This window comes from Lysobacter hankyongensis (assembly GCF_039543145.1).
Classification (GTDB): Bacteria; Pseudomonadota; Gammaproteobacteria; order Xanthomonadales; family Xanthomonadaceae; genus Lysobacter_I; species Lysobacter_I hankyongensis.
This window is the reverse complement of record NZ_BAABJE010000005.1, coordinates 293,344-312,027: the sequence shown is the minus strand read 5'-3', so window position 1 is coordinate 312,027 and position 18,684 is coordinate 293,344. Positions and strand designations below refer to the sequence as shown.

Annotated in this window: 15 protein-coding genes and 1 tRNA gene; 7 read left to right on the top strand and 9 right to left on the bottom strand. The window is 68.5% G+C overall.

Annotated elements, in window-relative coordinates:
* Positions 1 to 163 precede the first annotated feature (163 nt).
* Positions 164 to 236 (top strand) — tRNA-Ile (locus ABD974_RS07360).
* A gap of 37 nt (positions 237 to 273) precedes the next feature.
* Here the strand turns inward: ABD974_RS07360 and ABD974_RS07355 are convergent.
* From ABD974_RS07355 to deoC, 5 genes are all read right to left on the bottom strand, one after another.
* On the bottom strand, positions 274 to 1,047 hold the full coding sequence (locus tag ABD974_RS07355; RefSeq protein ID WP_345302653.1) for an ATP-grasp domain-containing protein: 774 nt from the start codon (positions 1,045 to 1,047) through the stop codon (positions 274 to 276).
* Positions 1,048 to 1,108: 61 nt separating this feature from the next.
* The gene (locus ABD974_RS07350) at positions 1,109 to 3,025 is read right to left on the bottom strand and encodes a pyridoxal phosphate-dependent decarboxylase family protein (protein ID WP_345302652.1); all 1,917 of its coding nucleotides are present in this window, start codon (positions 3,023 to 3,025) and stop codon (positions 1,109 to 1,111) included.
* A 1-nt stretch (position 3,026) separates the two neighbouring features.
* The gene (deoD, locus tag ABD974_RS07345) at positions 3,027 to 3,737 is read right to left on the bottom strand and encodes a purine-nucleoside phosphorylase (protein ID WP_345302651.1); all 711 of its coding nucleotides are present in this window, start codon (positions 3,735 to 3,737) and stop codon (positions 3,027 to 3,029) included.
* Positions 3,734 to 4,963 (bottom strand): phosphopentomutase, encoded by a 1,230-nt coding sequence (locus ABD974_RS07340; RefSeq protein WP_345302650.1) that lies wholly within the window; start codon positions 4,961 to 4,963, stop codon positions 3,734 to 3,736. The genes deoD and ABD974_RS07340 overlap by 4 nt, the downstream gene beginning before the upstream one ends.
* Before the next feature lie 2 nt (positions 4,964 to 4,965).
* Positions 4,966 to 5,751: a deoxyribose-phosphate aldolase gene (gene deoC / locus ABD974_RS07335; RefSeq protein ID WP_345302649.1), complete on the bottom strand. Its 786-nt coding sequence runs from the start codon at positions 5,749 to 5,751 to the stop codon at positions 4,966 to 4,968.
* Positions 5,752 to 5,778: 27 nt separating this feature from the next.
* Between deoC and ABD974_RS07330 the strand changes: the two genes are divergently transcribed.
* Genes ABD974_RS07330 through ABD974_RS07305 form a run of 6 tightly spaced genes read left to right on the top strand, consistent with a single transcriptional unit; the run spans position 5,779 to position 13,833 of the window.
* Positions 5,779 to 6,042, top strand: a complete 264-nt coding sequence (locus tag ABD974_RS07330; protein ID WP_345302648.1) for a potassium-transporting ATPase subunit F — start codon at positions 5,779 to 5,781, stop codon at positions 6,040 to 6,042.
* A gap of 8 nt (positions 6,043 to 6,050) precedes the next feature.
* Positions 6,051 to 7,760, top strand: coding sequence for a potassium-transporting ATPase subunit KdpA (kdpA, locus tag ABD974_RS07325; RefSeq protein ID WP_345302647.1), 1,710 nt, complete (start codon positions 6,051 to 6,053; stop codon positions 7,758 to 7,760).
* 7 nt (positions 7,761 to 7,767) lie between these two features.
* The gene (gene kdpB / locus ABD974_RS07320; RefSeq protein WP_345302646.1) at positions 7,768 to 9,840 is read left to right on the top strand and encodes a potassium-transporting ATPase subunit KdpB; all 2,073 of its coding nucleotides are present in this window, start codon (positions 7,768 to 7,770) and stop codon (positions 9,838 to 9,840) included.
* Between the two features lies 1 nt (position 9,841).
* Positions 9,842 to 10,432 (top strand): potassium-transporting ATPase subunit KdpC, encoded by a 591-nt coding sequence (gene kdpC, locus ABD974_RS07315; RefSeq protein ID WP_345302645.1) that lies wholly within the window; start codon positions 9,842 to 9,844, stop codon positions 10,430 to 10,432.
* Positions 10,433 to 10,468: 36 nt separating this feature from the next.
* Complete coding sequence (locus ABD974_RS07310) at positions 10,469 to 13,135, top strand: ATP-binding protein (protein WP_345302644.1); 2,667 nt, start codon at positions 10,469 to 10,471, stop codon at positions 13,133 to 13,135.
* A complete protein-coding gene (locus ABD974_RS07305; RefSeq protein WP_345302643.1) occupies positions 13,132 to 13,833 on the top strand; it encodes a response regulator in 702 nt (233 codons plus the stop codon). The genes ABD974_RS07310 and ABD974_RS07305 overlap by 4 nt, the downstream gene beginning before the upstream one ends.
* Positions 13,834 to 13,842: 9 nt before the next feature.
* On the opposite strand, the gene rtcA is transcribed toward ABD974_RS07305, so the two are convergent.
* From rtcA to ABD974_RS07285, 4 genes are all read right to left on the bottom strand, one after another.
* Entirely contained in the window at positions 13,843 to 14,868 is a 1,026-nt protein-coding gene (gene rtcA, locus ABD974_RS07300) for an RNA 3'-terminal phosphate cyclase (RefSeq protein WP_345302642.1), read from the bottom strand.
* A 171-nt stretch (positions 14,869 to 15,039) separates the two neighbouring features.
* The gene (locus ABD974_RS07295; RefSeq protein ID WP_345302641.1) at positions 15,040 to 16,266 is read right to left on the bottom strand and encodes an RtcB family protein; all 1,227 of its coding nucleotides are present in this window, start codon (positions 16,264 to 16,266) and stop codon (positions 15,040 to 15,042) included.
* Positions 16,267 to 16,436: 170 nt separating this feature from the next.
* Positions 16,437 to 16,766, bottom strand: a complete 330-nt coding sequence (locus ABD974_RS07290; protein WP_345302640.1) for a hypothetical protein — start codon at positions 16,764 to 16,766, stop codon at positions 16,437 to 16,439.
* A 337-nt stretch (positions 16,767 to 17,103) separates the two neighbouring features.
* The gene (locus ABD974_RS07285; RefSeq protein ID WP_345302639.1) at positions 17,104 to 18,654 is read right to left on the bottom strand and encodes a VWA domain-containing protein; all 1,551 of its coding nucleotides are present in this window, start codon (positions 18,652 to 18,654) and stop codon (positions 17,104 to 17,106) included.
* Between the last annotated feature and the right edge of the window lie 30 nt (positions 18,655 to 18,684).

The window sequence follows — 18,684 nt, the reverse complement described above, 5'->3', positions numbered from 1 at the left end:
CCCACGGAGCCCGCCGCAAGGCGGGCTCTGCATTTGTACGGCCGCAATATCCAGGTTCTTGCAGGAGCGCCGGGAGGCGCGACTCCTTGCCGGACATTCCCGCACCGGCCAGACGCAGACCGGAACCCAGCATGGCGCTTGGCCTTGCTAAGATTCCTGTCACGGGCCTATAGCTCAACGGTTAGAGCAGGGGACTCATAATCCCTTGGTTCCAGGTTCGAATCCTGGTGGGCCCAGATCTCCGACTCGACCCTCCATCGAGACATCCACCCGTTAGCTTTCCAGTTCTTCCAGCGCCGCCACCAGTCTCTGCACGTCTCCGGCGTAAAAGCCCGCCGCATTCAGGGTGTTGATTTCCACGATCCGCGGTCCTTCCGGGGTGTCGCACACATCGATGACGAACGCGCGATGCGGTTGCCAGTCCGCCACGGCCTGCAGGACGAAATGGTCCATGCGTTCGTCGACATCGCTGGCATAAACGACACGGCGCCCCAGCTTGTACAGCGACTTCGTGACGATCTTCCCGCCCACGATCCAGAACCGGTATTCAGCGTGGATGGTCTTGGGCGTGCACACCTGCACCCGGGTCGTGGGCGACAGACTGGTGCCGTCGTCCTCGTCGAGATCGCACACGCGCCGTCGCCACGCTTCGAATTCTTCCGGGTCGAACACGCGTCCGGCGAAATACTTCGAGTCGTCGATGGGACGCAGGAACGTCGGATGTTCGAGCTGCACCTCCTCGAACGCCAGGACGCGGGAATCCGCGTTGAGCATGCGCTCGCCCCACGCCACTTTCTGGGCGAGGAAGTCCTGGTCGAACAGGTCGTACACGCCAGGATCCCAGCGGTATTTTCTGGCGGAGTGGCGCATGGAATAAGAACCGAAGCACACGGCCTTGGCCGCCTGCAGCACGGGAAGGGGTTCGAGCTCGCCCACGAACGGAACGACCCGATGCACGCTGTAAGGCAGGCCGAACTGCTCCAGCGTCGCCACCAGACGCGACCACTCGGCTTCCTGGAACAGATTGGTTTGCAGTATCCAGTGCATGCGGGCCCCCGAAGCGGCCAGTCTATCCGACAGGCCGTGGCACGGTGCACCCACGCAGGGACTACCGGAACGCCTCCGCCAACCGCTTTTCCAGGTAATCGAAATAGCCGTCGATATAGACGCTGGCGCCGTTTTCGTCGAGCAGGAACGGGTTCATCAGAGTGTGGCGCAGGATGACGATGCGGTCGCGCTCGTCGTCGGTATCGTCGAGGGCGTCCGGGGGCAGATGCAGGGCTTCGAGCACGCGGGCGGTGTCGGCGGCGCCCATCGTGTCGCGCTTGAGCGTGGTGATCGATCCGAAGTGTTCGCCGAGCTGCAGCGGACGGTCGTGGTCGGCGCTGAGCGCGCGGTGCAGTTGGCGCATGAAGCGGTTCATCGTCGCGAGGTCGTGGTTGCCGCGCGGGTTCATCGCGAGGCAGACGAGGTTGCTGTCCGGCGCGAACGGAATCAGCGCATGCGCCAGCGGTGCGATGCGCGCGACGAACGCCTCGGCCGCGGCGATGAACGCTTCGGTGTTGCGGATGCTCTGCGCGGGCAGGCGTCCGAAATGGCTGTAGTCCAGCGGCAGCACGCGATGGGTGACGTACACCGCGGCGGCGTTGGCGCCGGGCTTCGAGCCTTCGGGAATGTAACGGCCCAGTTGGCGATGGCGGGTGAAGAAATCGTCGCCGCCGGCCTGGTCGAACACATAGTCGGCGCCTTCCGACAGCAATGCGATCGCGCGCTGGTCGCGGCACAGGAACGCGCCGGCGCCATAGGGAATGTAGCCGAGTTTGTGCGGGTCGATGGTGATGGAATCCATCCGCGACATCGCGCCTACCGCCGCGTGCACGGCGGCGCTCGGGAAGCGCGCGAACTCGGCGCCGACCGCATCGGCGCTGCGCAATCCGCCTTCGGTGTCGCGGAACAGGGTCGCGAGATAACCGCCCCAGGCGGCGTCGAGATGCAGGGCCATGCCGAGCCCGTCGCGATGCATGCGATCGCGCAGATCGGCGAGCCCATCGATCGGATCGATGGTGCCGAATTCGGTGCTGCCGAGCACGCCGACGGTCATCAGCACCGGTTGCCGATCGCGCAGGCACCCGTGCAACGCCTCTTCCAGCGCATCGAGATCCAACCGCATCGCCTTGCCCGGGATCAGCTGCAGCTGATCGCGCCCCAGGCCGAGCATCTTCATGCCCTTGCTCCAGGAGTAATGCGCGGTGGCGGGGGCGAACACCCGCGGCACCGACAGCGCGGCGTGCTTCGCGAAGAACCCCGCGATGCCGAGGGATTCGATCCGCGCCGCTTCGACCCGCCGCGACCATGGCGTGCGTTCGGCCGCAGGCAACGACGCCAGCCACGCGCACCACTGCGCGAACAGCGCGGTCGACGCGCCCGGCAGCAGATTGAACGCGGCCCAGTCGTCGTCGGGAATACTGGGCAGCGGCACGCCGGCCGCGCGCAGCGCGACCGGGAACGCCTTCAGCGACAACGCCAGCCGCAACCCCTGCAGGTTCGCGAGCGTGCCACCCGAGGTGAGATGGCCGAACGCGCAGTCCTCGCGCGCGGGATCGGCCACGTAACCGACCATCGCCGCCAGTTGCAGGCCAACCTTGAGTTCGAGATCGATCGTCACCGGCGCGGCGTCGGCGCTGACGTTGTTCGGGTTGTAGGGCAGCGCCAGCATCTGCGCGGTCAGCCCGGGCAGCAGCAGGTCGCTGACCATGTGGCCGATGTAGCGCGGGCTGTGGAACGGCACGCTGCGCTTCAGCGCGGCCGACAGGCTGTGCAGTTCGCGCCGCAGCCGCGATTCGAAATCGATGTAGTCGGCACGACGATTGGCGCCGGTGGGAATCGCCGGGGCATCTTCCGGATGCAGATTGCGCCGCCAGTAGACGTGATCGCGAAGGAAGCCGACCACCAGCGATTCCAGCAGATCGTCGTTCTCCGCGTATGGGCCGAGGAAGCAGGGATACAGGGACGGATCGCCGCTCATGTCAGGCGCATCCTTCGAGGCTGTCCAGCGCCAGCGTCGCCATCCGCGCGAGGCCCTGTTCGCGCTCGGCCGCGGGCATGTGTTCGCCGCGTTCGAGGTGATCGCTGACCGTCAGCAGCGACAGGCACTGCACGCCTTCGCGCATGCCCAGGCCGTACAGGCCCGAGGATTCCATGTCGATGCCGACGATGCGGTGCCGGCGCAGTCGCGCGACGAGCTCGGGATCGCCGTCGTAGAAGCAGTCGGTGCTGAACACATGGGCGACGCGCACCGGGACCTGCCGGCGCGCGGCGGTATCGACCACCGCCTTCAGCAGCGCGAAATCGGCGCAGGCGGCGAGGTCGTGATCGCCGAAGTGCAGGCGGTTGAAGCGCGAATCGCTGCTGGCCGATTGCGCGAGCAGCAGGTCGCCGAGCGCGACGTCGCCGACGCCGCCGCAGGTGCCGATGCGCAGGATCCGGCGCACGCCGTAGACGCGCGCGAGTTCGGTGGCGTAGATCGCGCTGGAGGGAATGCCCATGCCGCTGCCCATCACCGACACGCGCCGGCCTCGCCATTGGCCGGTGTAGCCGAGCATGTTGCGGCGCGCATTGAACTCGACCGCGTCGTCGAGGAACGTGTGGGCGATATGACGCGCGCGCAGCGGATCGCCGGGAAACAGGACGGTGTCGGCGATGGCGCCGGGCGCGGCATCGATATGCGGTGTGCTCATGGGCGTGCGGGAAGGTCGGCGGTGTCGGTGAGAAAGCAGCGCCCCGCCGCCAGCGGCGGCAGACGCAGATGGGTGGCGATGCCCTGGCCGATGTCGGCGAAACTCTCGCGACGGCCCACGCAGCGCGCGCGCAGCGTCGGAGTCCAGGCCAGCAGCGGCACGGTTTCGCGGGTGTGGTCGCTGCCCGGCCAGGTGGGGTCGCAGCCGTGGTCGGCGCTGATCGCGAGCAGATCGTCCGGTCGCAGCGCGGCGAGCAGCGCGGGCAATCGCGCGTCGAAGGCTTCCAGCGCCGCGGCATAGCCGAGCGCATCGCGGCGGTGGCCGTAGACGCTGTCGAAGTCGACGAAGTTGACGGCGATCAGCGCGCCGTCGCCGGCCTGCGCGAGCGCATCGAGCGTGGCGTCGAACAGCGCGTCGTGACCGTGGGCCGGCACCGTCCGCGCGATGCCGCGGTGCGCGAAGATGTCGCCGATCTTGCCGACCGACACGGTCTCGCCGCCCGCGGCCTGCACCGCATCGAACAGCGTCGGTGCCGGCGGCGGCAGCGCGTAATCGCGGCGATGTCCGGTGCGCGTGAAGCCGGTGTCCGCGCTGCCGACGAACGGGCGCGCGATGACCCGGCCGATGTCGTACGGGACCAGCAACCGACGCGCGACGACGCACACGTCGTACAGCCGCTGCAGGCCGAACGCATCTTCGTGCGCGGCGATCTGCAGCACCGAATCGGCGGAGGTGTAGACGATGGGTTTGCCGCTGGCGATGTGTTCGGCGCCGAGCCGGGCGATGATCTCGGTGCCCGAGGCGTGGCAATCGCCGAGCACGCCGGGCAGTCCGGCTTCTTCGATCAGCGCGCGCAGCAATTCGGGTGGGAAGCTGCGCTCGCGATCGGGAAACAATCCGAACGGCCGCTGCAGCACCACACCCGCGGTTTCCCAGTGGCCGGACGGCGTGTCCTTGCCGCAGGCGCGCTCGACGGCGTAGCCCCAGCCGCCTTCCGGGCGCGGCAGATCGTTGAAGCCGGCGGCCGCACGACCGCGCGCGAGCGCATGCGCCTGCGGCAGGCCGAGACGCGTGAGCGTGGGCAGTCGCAGCGGGCCGCGCGGCGCTTCGGCGCAGGCCGCGGCGATGTGGCCGAAGGTGTCGGCGCCGGCATCGCCGTAGACGGCGGCGTCCGGCGCGGCGCCCAGTCCCAGCGAATCCATCACCACCCACACGGCGCGACGCATGTTCAGCGTTCCGCGAGCGCGTCGAGAGCGGCGTCGAACAATCCGCTGGCGCCGATCCTGAACCGCGCGGGCGTCACCCAGGCGTCGCCGAGCCGTTCGGCGGCGAGATCGATGTAGGTCCTCGCCGCATCGAGCGTGCGGATGCCGCCCGCGGCCTTGAAGCCGCAGCGTCCGCCGGCCGCGGCGATCTCGTCGAGCATGATCGCGGCCGCGTCGGGGGTCGCGTTCACCGTGACCTTGCCGGTGGAGGTCTTGAGGAAATCGACGCCGGCATCCAGACCGATCCGGCAGGCCTCGCGGATGCGTGCGGGCGTCTGCAGCTCGCCGCTTTCGATGATCAGTTTCAGCAGCACGCCGTCGCCGCAGGCGGCCCGGCACGCTTCGACACCGCGCTGCGCCGACCGCGCATCCCCGTCGAGCAGCGCGCGGTACGCCAGAACCATGTCGATCTCGTCGGCGCCGGCAGCGATCGCGCGCCGGGTTTCGCGTTCGACCCGCGCGGGATCGCTGCCGCCATCCGGAAAATTCACCACCGTCGCGACCTTCGCCGCGGTGCCGCGCAACGTCTCGCGCACGGTGGTGACGTGCTCGGGATACACGCACAGCGCGGCCGGGGCCACCGGCGACTGAAGCGCGCGCGCGCACAAGGCACGGATCGTTTCGGGCGCGTCGTCCTCGCCCAGGCTGGTCAGATCGAGCAGCGGCAGCAGCCGCGCGGCGAGCGCGGCGGACGAATGCGGATGGGCGGACACGGTGGCGACCTCGGTGACGGCGAGCGGAAGCGGCAAGCCTAGAGACCGCGCACCGCCGCCGCCTTGACCTGCCGCAAACCGGCGACGGAAAGCCGCGGCCGGCGAATTTACGCGATGTTTACGCCGGCGGGGCCGCCGCCGCATAGCGACTTTGCGGGCGACGGTTCGAGAATTTCGCACTGCAAAGACGCCACCCCGGCGCTCGATCGCATCCCGCATTCCGAGGACAACCCGATGCCCACCTGGCTGATCGCAACCTGCGCGCTGTGCATCGCGCTGGCGGCCGCGTACCTGCTGTACGTGATCCTGAACCCCGAGAAATTCTGAGGCCCGCCATGATCGAATTCGTACTGGTGATGGCGCTCGCCATCGCGCTGGGCTGGCCGCTGGGGCAGTACATGGCGCGGGTGATGCGCGGCGATCCCGCCCCCGGCGACCGCCTGTTCCTGCCGCTGGAGCGCGGCGTGTACCGGCTGCTCGGCGCGAGTGCGCAGGGCGGCATAACCTGGCGCGGCTACGCCATCCACTTCCTGCTGGCGAACCTCGTGCTCGGACTCGTCGTCTGGGGCCTGTTCATGGCCCAGGGTGCGCTGCCGCTGAATCCGGACCGGGTCCCGGGCATGACCTGGGATCTCGCGCTGCACACCATGGTCTCGTTCCTCACCAACACCAACCAGCAGCATTATTCCGGCCAGGCGCAGCTGTCGTATCTGTCGCAGATGGTCGGCATCGTCGGCCTGCAGGTGATCACGCCGATGTTCGGCCTGGCGGTACTGGTCGCGACCCTGCGCGGGCTGTTCGGCGGGCGCGAAGCGATGCGGTCGAATGGCGACGCTCGCGAGGGCGTCGACCGCGATGTCGGCAATTTCTGGGTCGACGTCACCCGCGGCGCGCTGCGCATCCTGCTGCCGTTGTGCCTGGTGTGGTCGCTGCTGCTGGCCTCGCAGGGCGTGCCGTCCACGCTCGCGCGCGGCGCCGACGTGACCCCGATCGACGCCAGCGCCGGCATGGCGACGCAGCACATCCCGGTGGGCCCGGTCGCGCCGATGGTCGCGGTGAAGCAGCTCGGCACCAACGGCGGCGGCTGGTACGGCCCGAACAGCGCGGTCGCGCTGGAAAATCCGACGCCGTTCTCCAACCTGCTGCAGACGCTGGCGATCATCCTGATCCCGGTCGCCATCGCCTGCATGATCGGCCCGTTCACCGGCCGTCGGCGCTTCGGCACGTTCGTGTTCGCGACCATGCTGGGCATGTCGCTGCTGTCGACCGGCGCGGCGATGCTTGCGGAGCATGCGCTCCCGGCGCAGGCAACCGTCGCGTCGATGGAAGGCAAGGAAGTGCGCAACGGCGTCGACGCTTCGGCGCTGTGGGCCGCGTTGACCACGCAGACCTCCAACGGTTCGGTGAACGCCATGCACGACTCGATGGCGCCGCTCACCGGCGGCGTCGAGATCGCGAACATGCTGGTGAACGCGATCTGGGGCGGCATCGGCTGCGGCGCGCTGCAGTTCATCGTCTACCTGCTGCTGGCGGTGTTCCTCGCCGGGCTGATGACCGGGCGCACGCCGGAGTTGTTCGGGCGAAAGATCGAAGCGCCGGAAGTGCGCCTGCTCGCGCTGCTGATCCTGCTGCAGCCGCTGGCCCTGCTTGGCTTCACGGCGGCGACGCTGGCGATGCCCGCGCTCACCGGCAACTCCAACCCCGGCTTCCACGGCATTTCGCAGGTCTTCTACGAATACGCCTCGGCGTTCGCGAACAACGGTTCCGGCTTCGAAGGCCTGGGCGACAACACCGTGTGGTGGAACACCACCGCATCGCTGGTGCTGGCGCTCGGCCGATTCCCGGCGCTGCTGGTGCCGCTGGCGATCGCCGGCCTGCTGGCGAAGAAGCGGGTCGCGCCCGAAGGCGCCGGCACGCTGCGCGTGGAGACGCCGACCTTCGCCCTCACCCTGGTCTCGATCGTCGCGATCCTGACCATCCTGCAATTCATGCCTGCACTGGTGCTCGGCCCGATCGCCGATCACCTGCAGCTCCTGTCGCGCTGAGGTTCCCATGCAACCCACCACCGCATCCGGTGCGCAACGGCGCGCCAGCATTGCCGGCCTCGACCGCGCCGCCCTGCGCGCCGCCTGCATCGACGCCGTGCGCAAACTCTCGCCCGTGCACGCCGTGCGCAGCCCGGTCATGGCGATCGTGCTGCTCGGCACGCTGCTCGCGCTGCTGATCACGCTCGCCGGCCATGCGCCGCCCGGTTTCGGTCTCGCGATCGCCGCGATCCTGCTGATCACGGTGCTGTTCGGCAATTTCGCAGAGGCCGTCGCCGAAGCCCGCGGCCGTGGCCAGGCGGCGTCGCTGCGCGCCGCACGCCGGGATCTGGTCGCCCGTCGTCTCGACGAGGACGGCCACGAAACCCGCGTGCCCGCCACACAATTACGCAAAGGCGACACCGTGATCGTGTCCGCGGGCGAACTCGTTCCCGCCGACGGCGAGATCGTGAAAGGCCTGGCGACGGTGAACGAGGCCGCGGTCACCGGCGAATCCGCGCCGGTGCTGCGCGAAGCCGGCACCGACCGCAGCAGCGTGATCGGCGGCACCAAGGTGTTGTCGGACGAAATCGTGATCGCGGTGAGCGCCGAACCCGGCGGCAGCTTCCTCGACCGCATGATCGCGCTGGTGGAAGGCGCCAACCGGCAGAAGACCCCGAACGAGATCGCGCTGACGATGCTGCTGGCGGCGATGACGCTCACCTTCCTGATCGTCGTCGCCTCGCTGCCCTTCATCGCCGGGTTCGTCGGCGCCACGCTCGATCCACTGCTGCTGATCGCGCTGCTGGTGTGCCTGATCCCGACCACCATCGGCGGTCTGCTGCCCGCGATCGGCATCGCCGGCATGAACCGCGCGCTGTCGGCGAACGTGCTGGCGAAATCCGGCAAGGCGGTGGAGATCGCGGGCGACGTGGACGTGCTGCTGCTCGACAAGACCGGCACGATCACCCATGGCGACCGCCAGGCGACGCGGTTCTACGCGCTGAGCGGGATTTCCGCCGAACAACTGCGCGATGCGGCGATGCTGGCGTCGCTGGCGGACCCGACGCCCGAAGGCAAGTCGGTGGTGAAGCTGGCGCTCGCGCAGGGCGCGACCCTCGTCGATCCCGAACACGCGCGCTACGTGCAGTTCAGCGCGCAGACGCGGATGTCCGGCGTGGATCTGCCGGCCGGCGAAGGCACGCTCGCACGCAGCATCCTCAAGGGCGCGGGCGACGCCATCGCGCGCCACGTGGACGCACTCGGCGGCGGCGTGCCGGTGGAACTCGGCGCGCGGGTCGAACAGATCGCCCGCAGCGGCGCCACCCCGCTGGTGGTCGCCGAGGGCGCGTACGTGCTCGGCGTGATCGAACTGTCGGACGTGGTGAAGCACGGCGTGAAGGAACGCTTCGCGCGGCTGCGCGAGATGGGCGTGCGCACGGTGATGATCACCGGCGACAACCCGCTGACCGCCGCCGCGATTGCCGCCGAGGCCGGTGTCGACGATTACATCGCCGAAGCGCGGCCCGAAGACAAGCTGGCGCGCATCCGCGAGGAACAGGCCGCAGGACGGCTGGTGGCGATGGTCGGCGACGGCACCAACGACGCCCCGGCGCTGGCGCAGGCCGACGTGGGCCTGGCGATGAATTCGGGCACCCAGGCCGCGAAGGAAGCCGGCAACATGGTCGATCTCGACAGCGATCCGGCGAAACTGCTGGCGGTGGTCGAGGTCGGCAAGCAGCAGTTGATCACCCGCGGCGCGCTGACCACCTTCTCGCTGGCGAACGATGTTTCGAAGTACTTCGCGATCCTGCCGGCGATGTTCGCCGCGGCCCAGCTCCAAGGAAACACCATGCAAATGGCGGCGCTGAACGTGATGCAGCTGTCGAGCCCGCGCAGCGCGGTGCTGTCGGCACTCATTTTCAACGCGCTGATCATCCCCGCGCTGATCCCGCTGGCGCTGAAGGGCGTGCGCTTCCGTCCGGCGTCTGCGGTGTCGCTGCTGCGCCGGAACATGCTGCTGTACGGCGTCGGCGGCATGCTGCTGCCGTTCGTCGCGATCAAGCTGATCGATCTGCTCCTCTCTGCATTCGGAGGCTGACATGAACTCCTCTTCCCAAACGTTGATCGCCCGCGGCGCCTGGCGCCCGGCGCTGGTCATGGCCGCGATCGCGCTGGCCGGTTTCGGTTTCCTGTATTCGGCGAGCGTCGCGTCCCTGGGTGGACTGCTGTTCCCGCAGCAGTCGACCGGCAGCCTGATCGTCCGCGACGGCAGACCCATCGCCTCGCGCTGGGTCGCCCAGCCCTTCGCCGACGCGCGCTATTTCCAGTCGCGTCCGTCGGCGGCGAACTACGACCCGATGGCAGCGGCCGGCAGCAATCAGGCCTTGACCAATCCCGATCTGATCGCGACCGTCGACGCTGCCGTCGCAGCCATCGCCGCGCGCGAAGGCATCACGCCGGCCGATGTCCCGCCGGATCTCGCGACGCGCTCCGGCAGCGGCCTGGATCCGCACATTTCGCCGGACGCGGCGCGCGTGCAGATCGCGCGGGTCGCGAAGGCCCGCGGCGTGCCCGAGCGCGCGGTCGCGGTGCTGGTGGACCGCGCCACCGAAGCGCCGCAGTTCGGTGTCCTCGGCCAGCCGCGGGTGAACGTGGTGGCGCTGAACCTGGCGCTGGATGCGCTGCCGTGACGACCGCGCGACAATGGCGCCATGAACGACGACGCCATGACTGACGCCCGCAGCGCGACGCAGCGTCGGCAGCAGGCCGACGCGCTGATCGGCGAACTCAAGCGCCAGCGCGGCGGGCACCTGACCGTGTTCCTCGGCGCAGCGCCCGGCGTCGGCAAGACCTTCGCGATGCTGTCCCGCGCGCGCGAACTGAAACAGCGCGGCATCGACGTGGTGGTGGGGCTGGTGGAGACGCACGGCCGCGCCGATACCGCGGCGATGCTGGAAGGGCTCGACGTGCTGCCGCGTCGGATCACGACCTATCGCGAGCGCACCCTGGACGAGCTCGACCTCGACGCGCTGCTGGCGCGCCGCCCGCAGGTGGCGCTGGTCGACGAACTCGCGCACCGCAACGCGCCCGGCAGCCGCCACGAGCGACGCTGGCAGGACGTGATGGAATTGCTGGACGCGGGCATCGACGTCCACACCACGATCAACATCCAGCATCTGGAAAGCCTCAACGACGTGGTCCACCGGATCACTGGCGTGCGCGTCAACGAAACCGTGCCCGATTCGGTGTTCGACCGGCTGCGCGACATCGTGCTGGTGGACCTGCCGCCGGACGAACTGATCGAACGCCTGCGCCAGGGCAAGGTCTACCTGCCCGATCATGCGGCGCAGGCGCTGCAGTCGTTCTTCGTGCCCGGCAATCTCGCCGCGCTGCGCGAACTGGCGATGCAGACCGCCGCGGACCGGGTCGACAGCGATCTGCGCGAGGTCCGCACCGCGCATGGCGAACGCGCGTTGAACCTGCGCCGGCAGGTGCTGGTGGCGATCGACGGTCGCGGCCAGTCGGAATATCTGGTCCGGATCGCGCGCCGGATCGCGGAACGGCGCGACGCGCCGTGGACCGTGGTCAGCGTGCAGACCGGAGCATCCACTGCGGACGTGCAGCAGGACATCGAGCGTGCGTTCGCGCTGGCGCGACGGCTCGGCGGCGGCGCGGAACTGCTGCATGGCTCCGGCGTGGTCGATGCGCTGCTCGACCATGCGTCGCGGATCGGCGCCTCGTCGATCATCGTCGGCCGCACCCGCGAACGACCGCTCGCGCGCATGCTCAATCGCACCATCACCCAACAGTTGCTTCAACGCGGCGCGCACTACGAGCTGACCATCGTCAGTCCGCCCGAGGCGCGGGCGCAGGCGCGACGCTCGTTCGCCGACACCCGCGACACCCTGCGCGCCGGCGATCTCGGTTTTGCGGTGCTGTGTTCGGCGCTGGCGATCGTCGCGGCCGGCGTCGCCGAACGCTGGCTCGGCCTCGGCGATCTGTCGATGATCTTCATCGTCGCAGTGCTGGTGGTCGCGACGCGCACCCGCATGGCCGCCGCGATCCTGGCGGCGGTGCTGTGTTTCCTCGCCTACAACTTCTTCTTCATCGCCCCGCGGTTCACGTTCTACATCAGCGCGCAGAAAGGCGTGACCACGGTGCTGCTGTTCCTGGGCGCGGCGCTGTTGGCCGGACGGCTGGCGGCGAAGCTGCGCACGCAGGTGCTCGCGTTGCGCGCCGCGAACGCGCACGCGACCGCGCTGCAGGCGCTCGGCCGCGACCTCGCCAGCGCCGCGGATCCGCAACAGGTCGCGCAGGCCGCGCGCGTGGCCCTGCGTCGCGCGCTGGACGCCGATGTCGTGGTGCATCTCGGCACCGGGCCGCTGGCGCCCGACGCCGATGCCGGCATCGACCAGAAGACCAGCGCCGCCGCGGATTGGGTGCTGCGCCACGGCCAGCCCGCCGGACGCTACACCGACACGCTGTCGAGCGTGGACTGGTGGTTTCTGCCGTTGCTCGGCAACGCGCGCACGCTGGGGCTGGTCGGGTTGCGCTTCGTGCCCGGCATGGTCCGTCTGACCGCCGAACAGCGTCGGTTGGCCGAAGCGATGATCGACGACATCGCCCAGGCGATGCTGCGCACGCGGCTGGTGTCCGATCTCGAGGACGCGCGCGTCGCGGGCGAGACCGAGCGACTGCGGTCCGCGCTGCTGTCGTCGGTCTCGCACGATCTGCGCTCGCCGCTGGCGTCGATCATCGGCGCCGCATCCAGCCTGGAGCATTACGGCGAGCGCATGGACGGCAAGGACCGCGCCGATCTGCTCGACACGATCCGGATCGAAGGCGAACGTCTCGACCGCTACATCCAGAATCTGCTGGACATGACCCGCCTGGGCCATGGCGGACTGTCGTTGAACCGCGACTGGATCGGCGTGGACGAACTGATCGGCTCGGCGGTCGGTCGCCTGCGCCGTTATCAGCCGCGGGCGATCTGCGAATCGCGGATCGCCGACGATCTCGCGCCGCTGTGGGTGCATCCGGCGCTGGTCGAGCAGGCGCTGTTCAACGTGATCGAGAACGCGGCGAAATTCTCGCCGCCGGACAGCGCGGTGACGATCGAAGCCGGCGACGATGCGCAGGGCGCGCTGCGCATCGACGTGACCGACAGTGGCCCGGGCATTCCGGAAGACGAACGCCGGCGGATCTTCGACATGTTCTACAGCGTGGAGCGCGGCGATCGCGGACGCGAGGGCACCGGCCTGGGGCTGACGATCTGCCAGGGCATGATCGGCGCCCACGGCGGCAGCGTCGAAGCCCTGCCCGGCGCGCATGGCCGCGGGACCACCATCCGCATTACCCTGCCGAGACTGCAACCGCCGCCCGCCTCCGCATGAGCCCGCTCCCCGCCCGCATCCTGATCGTCGACGACGAGCCGCAGATCCGGAAATTCCTCGAGATCAGCCTGCGTGCGCAGGGCCATGTCGTGGTCCAGGCGGAGACCGGTGAAGCGGGACTCGCCGCGCTGGCGACGCAGTGCGCGGATCTGGTGATCCTCGACATCGGCCTGCCCGACCGCGACGGCCATGCGGTGCTGCGCGAGTTGCGGCAGTGGTCGCACGTGCCGGTGATCATGGTCACCGTGCGCGCCGACGAACGCGAGAAGGTCGCCGCGCTCGACGCCGGCGCCAACGATTACGTCACCAAGCCCTTCGGTATCCAGGAACTGATGGCACGCATCCGCGCGCTGCTGCGCATGAGCGCAGCGGGCATCGATCACGACGCGCCGGTGTATGCGCTGGACGGTCTGGTCGTGGATCTCGCGCGTCGTGAAGTGCAGGCCGACGGTCGCGATGTCGCCCTGACGCGCAAGGAATTCGCGCTGCTCGCGCTGCTCGCGCGCAACGCCGGCCGGGTGGTGACCCAGCCGCAACTGCTGCGCGAAGTGTGGGGGCCGACCCACGAGGACGACACCCACTATCTGCGGATCCTCGTCGCGAAACTGCGGCACAAGCTCGGCGACGATGCCGCCTCACCGCGCTGGATCGTCACCGAACCGGGCGTCGGCCTGCGCCTGCGCGACGCGCGCGCCTGAGCGGTCGGGTCAGGACGCGACCGTCACCCGCCAGCCGCCCGCGATTTCGGCCCAGTCGATCTCGACGGGCAGGAATTTCTCGATCAGGCGCGCATTGCTCTGCAGGTGATCGCTGATCGCGGCGACCACGAACGCACCCGAACCGGCGAGCGCCATCGGCAGCAGCAACTGGTCGGAGAGATGCTCGCCGACGCAGGCGCTGCCGCGCACATAGGCCTTCGCTTCGTCGGCGAGCCGTTCGGCCACCTTTTCCGCGGACAGCCCGCGCTCGCCGTGACCGGTGAAGGTTTCGGCGTGCTGTTCGTGCCGCACCCGGATCAGCAAGGCGTTGCCCGGTCCCAGCGACGGACGCACCTGACGCAGGTGCAACGCGTTCTGCGACAGTTGCAGGCGTTTGGCCACCGCCTGCAATTCGCGCTCGCCGATGCCGGACGCGAGACCGGAGAGCATCGCGATCGCATCGATGGACTGCAGCGCGCCACGCTCGATGAACTCGGCATGCCGCAGCGCCGGCGCAGGCGAGACGGTGGCGTGCAGGATCCCGCCACCGGCCGGGAAGAAGCCCGGGCGTTCGAGCACGACCCCGGCGTCGATGCCGAACTTCGCCAGCGACGGCAGATAGGTGTCGGCGATGAAATCCGCGCTCGGCGCCAGCGGATTGTGGGTGCCGCCTTCCAGGCGCAGGCGCGACGGCGCATCGCAGCGCCACAGCGGCGGCAGCACGGTCTGCAGCACCAGCGTCGCCGAACCGGCGCTGCCGGTGGCGAAGCGATACTCGCCGGGCACGACGACACCGGGCTCGAAACGCAGCGTCGTCGCGCCGAGTTCCGCACCTTCGACATACGCATTGCCGATCGTCGCGGCGGCGTTCACCGCGGTCAGATGCTGGCGCATCAATCCGGGCTTCGAACGCTTCGCCCGGATCTTCTGCATGGTGAACCCCGTGCCGGTGCACAGGGCGAGGCTCAGCGCGGTGCGCAGCAGCTGCCCGCCGCCGGCAGAGCCATCGACTTCGATCATGTCTGTTCCGGTCATGTCACTTTCGCTCTTGTTGCATGCATCGTGCTGCGCGCGCCCTCATTTCGTCCATCGGCTGCGGTGCCATCCATGGCGACACCCGACAGGCTCCGGATTCGCCCGGCCCGCGCATCCATGCGCGGGCGTTCGGAGCGGCTGCGCGGCAGTGCCGCACATGCATGCCGCTCCTCACCCCTTGACGCATACGACCTGACGCAGGGTATGCACGATCTCGACGAGATCCTGCTGCGCCTCCATCACCACGTCGATGGACTTGTACGCCGCGGGCGACTCGTCGACCACGTCGGCATCCTTGCGGCATTCGACGTGGGCGGTCGCGGCGATGTGATCGTCCAGGCTGATCAGCTTCTTCGCCTGGGTGCGACTCATCACCCGGCCGGCGCCGTGGCTGCAGCTGCAGAAGCTGTCCTCGTTTCCGAGCCCGCGCACGATGAAGCTCTTCGCGCCCATGCTGCCCGGAATGATGCCCCGCTCGCCCTTGCGCGCGCTCACCGCGCCCTTGCGGGTCACCAGCACGTCCTTGCCGAAGTGATGCTCGCGCTGGACGTAGTTGTGATGACAGTTCACCGCCTCGGCCTGGGCTTCGAACGGCTTCGGAATCGCCTTGCGCATCGCTTCGACCACGTGGCGCATCATGATCTCGCGGTTCATCCGCGCATAGCGCTGCGCCCAATCGACCGCGAACACGTAATCGGCGTAGTGCGCGCTGCCTTCCGGCAGATACGCGAGATCCTGATCCGGCAGATTGATCATCCAGCGACGCATTTCCTGCTTCGCCAGCTCGATGAAATGGCTGCCGATGGCATTGCCGACGCCGCGCGAACCGGAGTGCAGCATGAACCACACGCGCTGGTCCTCGTCGAGGCAGATCTCGATGAAGTGGTTGCCGGTGCCGAGGGTCCCGAGGTGATTGAGGTTGTTGGTGTTCTTCAGGTGCGGGTGGCGCTCGCAGATCTTCTCGAAATCCGAGACCAGCTGCGACCAGCCCTCGATCGCGAGCGCCGGCGCGCTGTCCCAGGCGCCCTTGTCGCGTCCGCCACGTGCGGGGCTGCGGCCGTGCGGCACGGCGCGCTCGATGGCACTGCGGATGTCGGCGAGATTGTCGGGTAGATCGCTCGCGGTCAACGTGGTCCGCGCCGCGATCATGCCGCAGCCGATATCCACGCCCACCGCCGCCGGCACGATGGCGCCGATGGTCGGCACCACCGACCCCACGGTCGCGCCCTTGCCGAGATGCACGTCGGGCATCACCGCGATCCAGCGATGGATGAAGGGCAGTTTCGCGATGTTCTGCAGTTGCTTGCGCGCCTCGTCCTCCAGCGGCACGCCGCGGGTCCACAGTTTGATCGGCGCGGCACCGGCTTCCTGGATGACATCGTAGTGATTGGTGGTCATGTTGCATTCTCGCATGTGTAAAGAAGATCGCCGGCCGCGACGAAAGGAATGGAACGTTTTTCTGAGCTCTACCAGGCTGAGCTACCGCCCTGCGGCGGGCGGGATTCGAACCCGCGACAACAGAAGTCGTGTAGTTCCATCGGCATTCGCGGCCGACGAAGATAAAGATGTCAGGCTTCCTCGATGCAGCGCACCGAAGACGGACGGATGAACGCCTTCTTTCCCGAATCCAGGAGGATCACGAGCATGAGACCCCAGTCCCCGAGCGGAGACTGGCCCAGCTTCGGATCGGTGGTGCCGAGGATCCGGACGTCCATGAACCTGCGTCCATCGGACATGAACAGGTGATGCCTGCGATCCGTCGCGATCGTTTCTTCGAGGTAGGGCAGCATTTTTTCGCGCGCTTCGCGTTGACGCTTCGCGCTCCTGTTCGCGGAGACGATGCCGTACACGATCAGCAGCAGGCATCCACCGATGATGATCGCCCAGACTTCGGACATGTGACTGCTCCCGTTGCATTGCATGATGAAGATTCCGTTGAAATGAAGCTGCCGACGACCGCGACAAGAAGTGAGGGAACGCCCTGCTCTACCGACTGAGCTACCGTCTTTCGACGGGCGGGACTCGAACCCGCGACCTGGAGATTAAGAGTCTGTAGTTCCCAAAGCATTCGCGATCATCGACAGCGATGAAACGACGGGCGGCTGCGACAAGAAGACGCCGGACTTGCCGGAATCGAACCGGCTGGAACCGAATGTAGTCCGACGGGCATTCGCAACCGCCCAAGAACAATCTCCCCCGGCCCGGCCGGCCCCATTGCCGGCCGGGCATTGAAACTCACACCTCGATGTCGGCGATCTTGTCGACCCAACGCTGCGCACCGGCGCCTTCCGCCGCCAAATTCGCGAGCAGATCGAACACCGCATCGCTGAAGCCGCCGACGTGGATCACGTCCGCACGCTCCACCGTCTGGCTGGTGGCGTACGGCTGCAGATCGATGCACACCAGCTTCGCCTGCGTACAACGCGCCTTGATCTGCGCCCATTGGCGCATGGTCTCGGTCGCGCCTTCGCCGCGGGTGTCGCGCCAGCTTTCGTTGTCGGACACCAGCACCAGCAGATCGACCCTCGCCTTCTCCCGGTTCAACTGCGCCAACGGCGCGCTGACGTTGGTGCCGCCACCGCACAACTGCGCCAACTGCCGCGCCTGGGTCATCACGCTGTCGCGCGGATTCAGGCGCACGTCGCGCACGGCGGTGTCGAACGCCATCACCCGGGCCAGCGGACTGTTGCGCTGCACGCAGGCCGCGATCAGCGCCGCCACGTCCACGCATCGGGTCCTGGTGGTCGCACCCTTGCGCACGCCGGTGACCGGCGAGGCCATCGACCCGGACACGTCCACCGCCACTACCACGTCGCCCTGCAGCGCCGGCACGTTGCGGGTCGCGATTTCCATTGCGTCCTGCAACGCCTCGCCGATCTCGCGCGGCAGACCTTCGGTGGCCTGGTACGCGGTCAACAGCTGATACGGAAACACGCGGGCACGGCGGATCGCATCGACATCGGTCAGCTTCGCCACCACCTCGTAGAGTGCGGCCTTGTCCTCGAACACGCCCTTGCGGGCGAAGGTGTTGAGGTTCTGGCGCAGGCTCTGCCACGAGGCACGGCGGGCCAGCGTCGCCCACTGCGCGCGATCCAGCGTCAGCGAGGTGAAGTACTGGAACGGCAGGTCGGGCAGCTCGGCGTTCGCCGGGTCGCGCTTGAACGCCTCGTAGGCGCGCACCGTGTCCGGCAATCGCGCCGGATCGTGCGGCTTGCCGAGGATCCAGGCGTACAGCGCCTCGCGCCCGGCATCCGCCGGCTTCGGGTGCACCATCCGGATCACGTCGGCGAGCGACGGCGCATTGCCGATCGCGGCGCTCAACAGCTGCTTCTCGGACGCGCGATCCAGCCACTCGCGCACCAGGCGCTTCGGCAGCGACCCCAGCGATTTCCGGCCGACGCGGCCGCTGCGCAGGATCTGCACGACGTTGCGCAGCAGGCGGCCGTTGTCCACGACCTGCGGGAACGCGGCGGCGAAGAGCGCGCGATCGCGCACCGACAGGCTGGCCAGCAGAAGCGCCGGCATGTCCTTCATCGCGCCGATGCGGCGGGCATGGATCGCGGTCTGCGCGACGAATCGCGGCTCGACCTCGGCGCACAGCGCCAGCACGCGGTCCAGCTGCTCGGCATCGCTCGCGTAGAAGGTGCTGTTGAGGCAGCCGGTGGCCGCATACAGCGCCAGCGCGCCACGCGGGCTGCGGGCATAGGCGAGTCCGCCGGCTTCGTTGCGGGCGGTCGCCACCGGCAGGGCACGGCGGCTGGAAGCGAAGAGGGAAAGGTTGGCCATGGTGTCGTCTTGTCGGGAATGCCCGTTCCG

Bases quoted from the DNA above. Each gene is read 5' to 3' on its own strand.
- ABD974_RS07295 (WP_345302641.1), bottom strand. From the start codon at position 16,266: ATGACCACCAATCACTACGATGTCATCCAGGAAGCCGGTGCCGCGCCG.
- ABD974_RS07355 (WP_345302653.1), bottom strand. From the start codon at position 1,047: ATGCACTGGATACTGCAAACCAATCTGTTCCAGGAAGCCGAGTGGTCG.
- ABD974_RS07340 (WP_345302650.1), bottom strand. From the start codon at position 4,963: ATGCGTCGCGCCGTGTGGGTGGTGATGGATTCGCTGGGACTGGGCGCC.
- kdpC (WP_345302645.1), top strand. From the start codon at position 9,842: ATGAACTCCTCTTCCCAAACGTTGATCGCCCGCGGCGCCTGGCGCCCG.
- kdpA (WP_345302647.1), top strand. From the start codon at position 6,051: ATGATCGAATTCGTACTGGTGATGGCGCTCGCCATCGCGCTGGGCTGG.
- deoD (WP_345302651.1), bottom strand. From the start codon at position 3,737: ATGAGCACACCGCATATCGATGCCGCGCCCGGCGCCATCGCCGACACC.
- kdpB (WP_345302646.1), top strand. From the start codon at position 7,768: ATGCAACCCACCACCGCATCCGGTGCGCAACGGCGCGCCAGCATTGCC.
- ABD974_RS07310 (WP_345302644.1), top strand. From the start codon at position 10,469: ATGACTGACGCCCGCAGCGCGACGCAGCGTCGGCAGCAGGCCGACGCG.
- ABD974_RS07285 (WP_345302639.1), bottom strand. From the start codon at position 18,654: ATGGCCAACCTTTCCCTCTTCGCTTCCAGCCGCCGTGCCCTGCCGGTG.
- ABD974_RS07290 (WP_345302640.1), bottom strand. From the start codon at position 16,766: ATGTCCGAAGTCTGGGCGATCATCATCGGTGGATGCCTGCTGCTGATC.
- ABD974_RS07305 (WP_345302643.1), top strand. From the start codon at position 13,132: ATGAGCCCGCTCCCCGCCCGCATCCTGATCGTCGACGACGAGCCGCAG.
- rtcA (WP_345302642.1), bottom strand. From the start codon at position 14,868: ATGACCGGAACAGACATGATCGAAGTCGATGGCTCTGCCGGCGGCGGG.
- ABD974_RS07350 (WP_345302652.1), bottom strand. From the start codon at position 3,025: ATGAGCGGCGATCCGTCCCTGTATCCCTGCTTCCTCGGCCCATACGCG.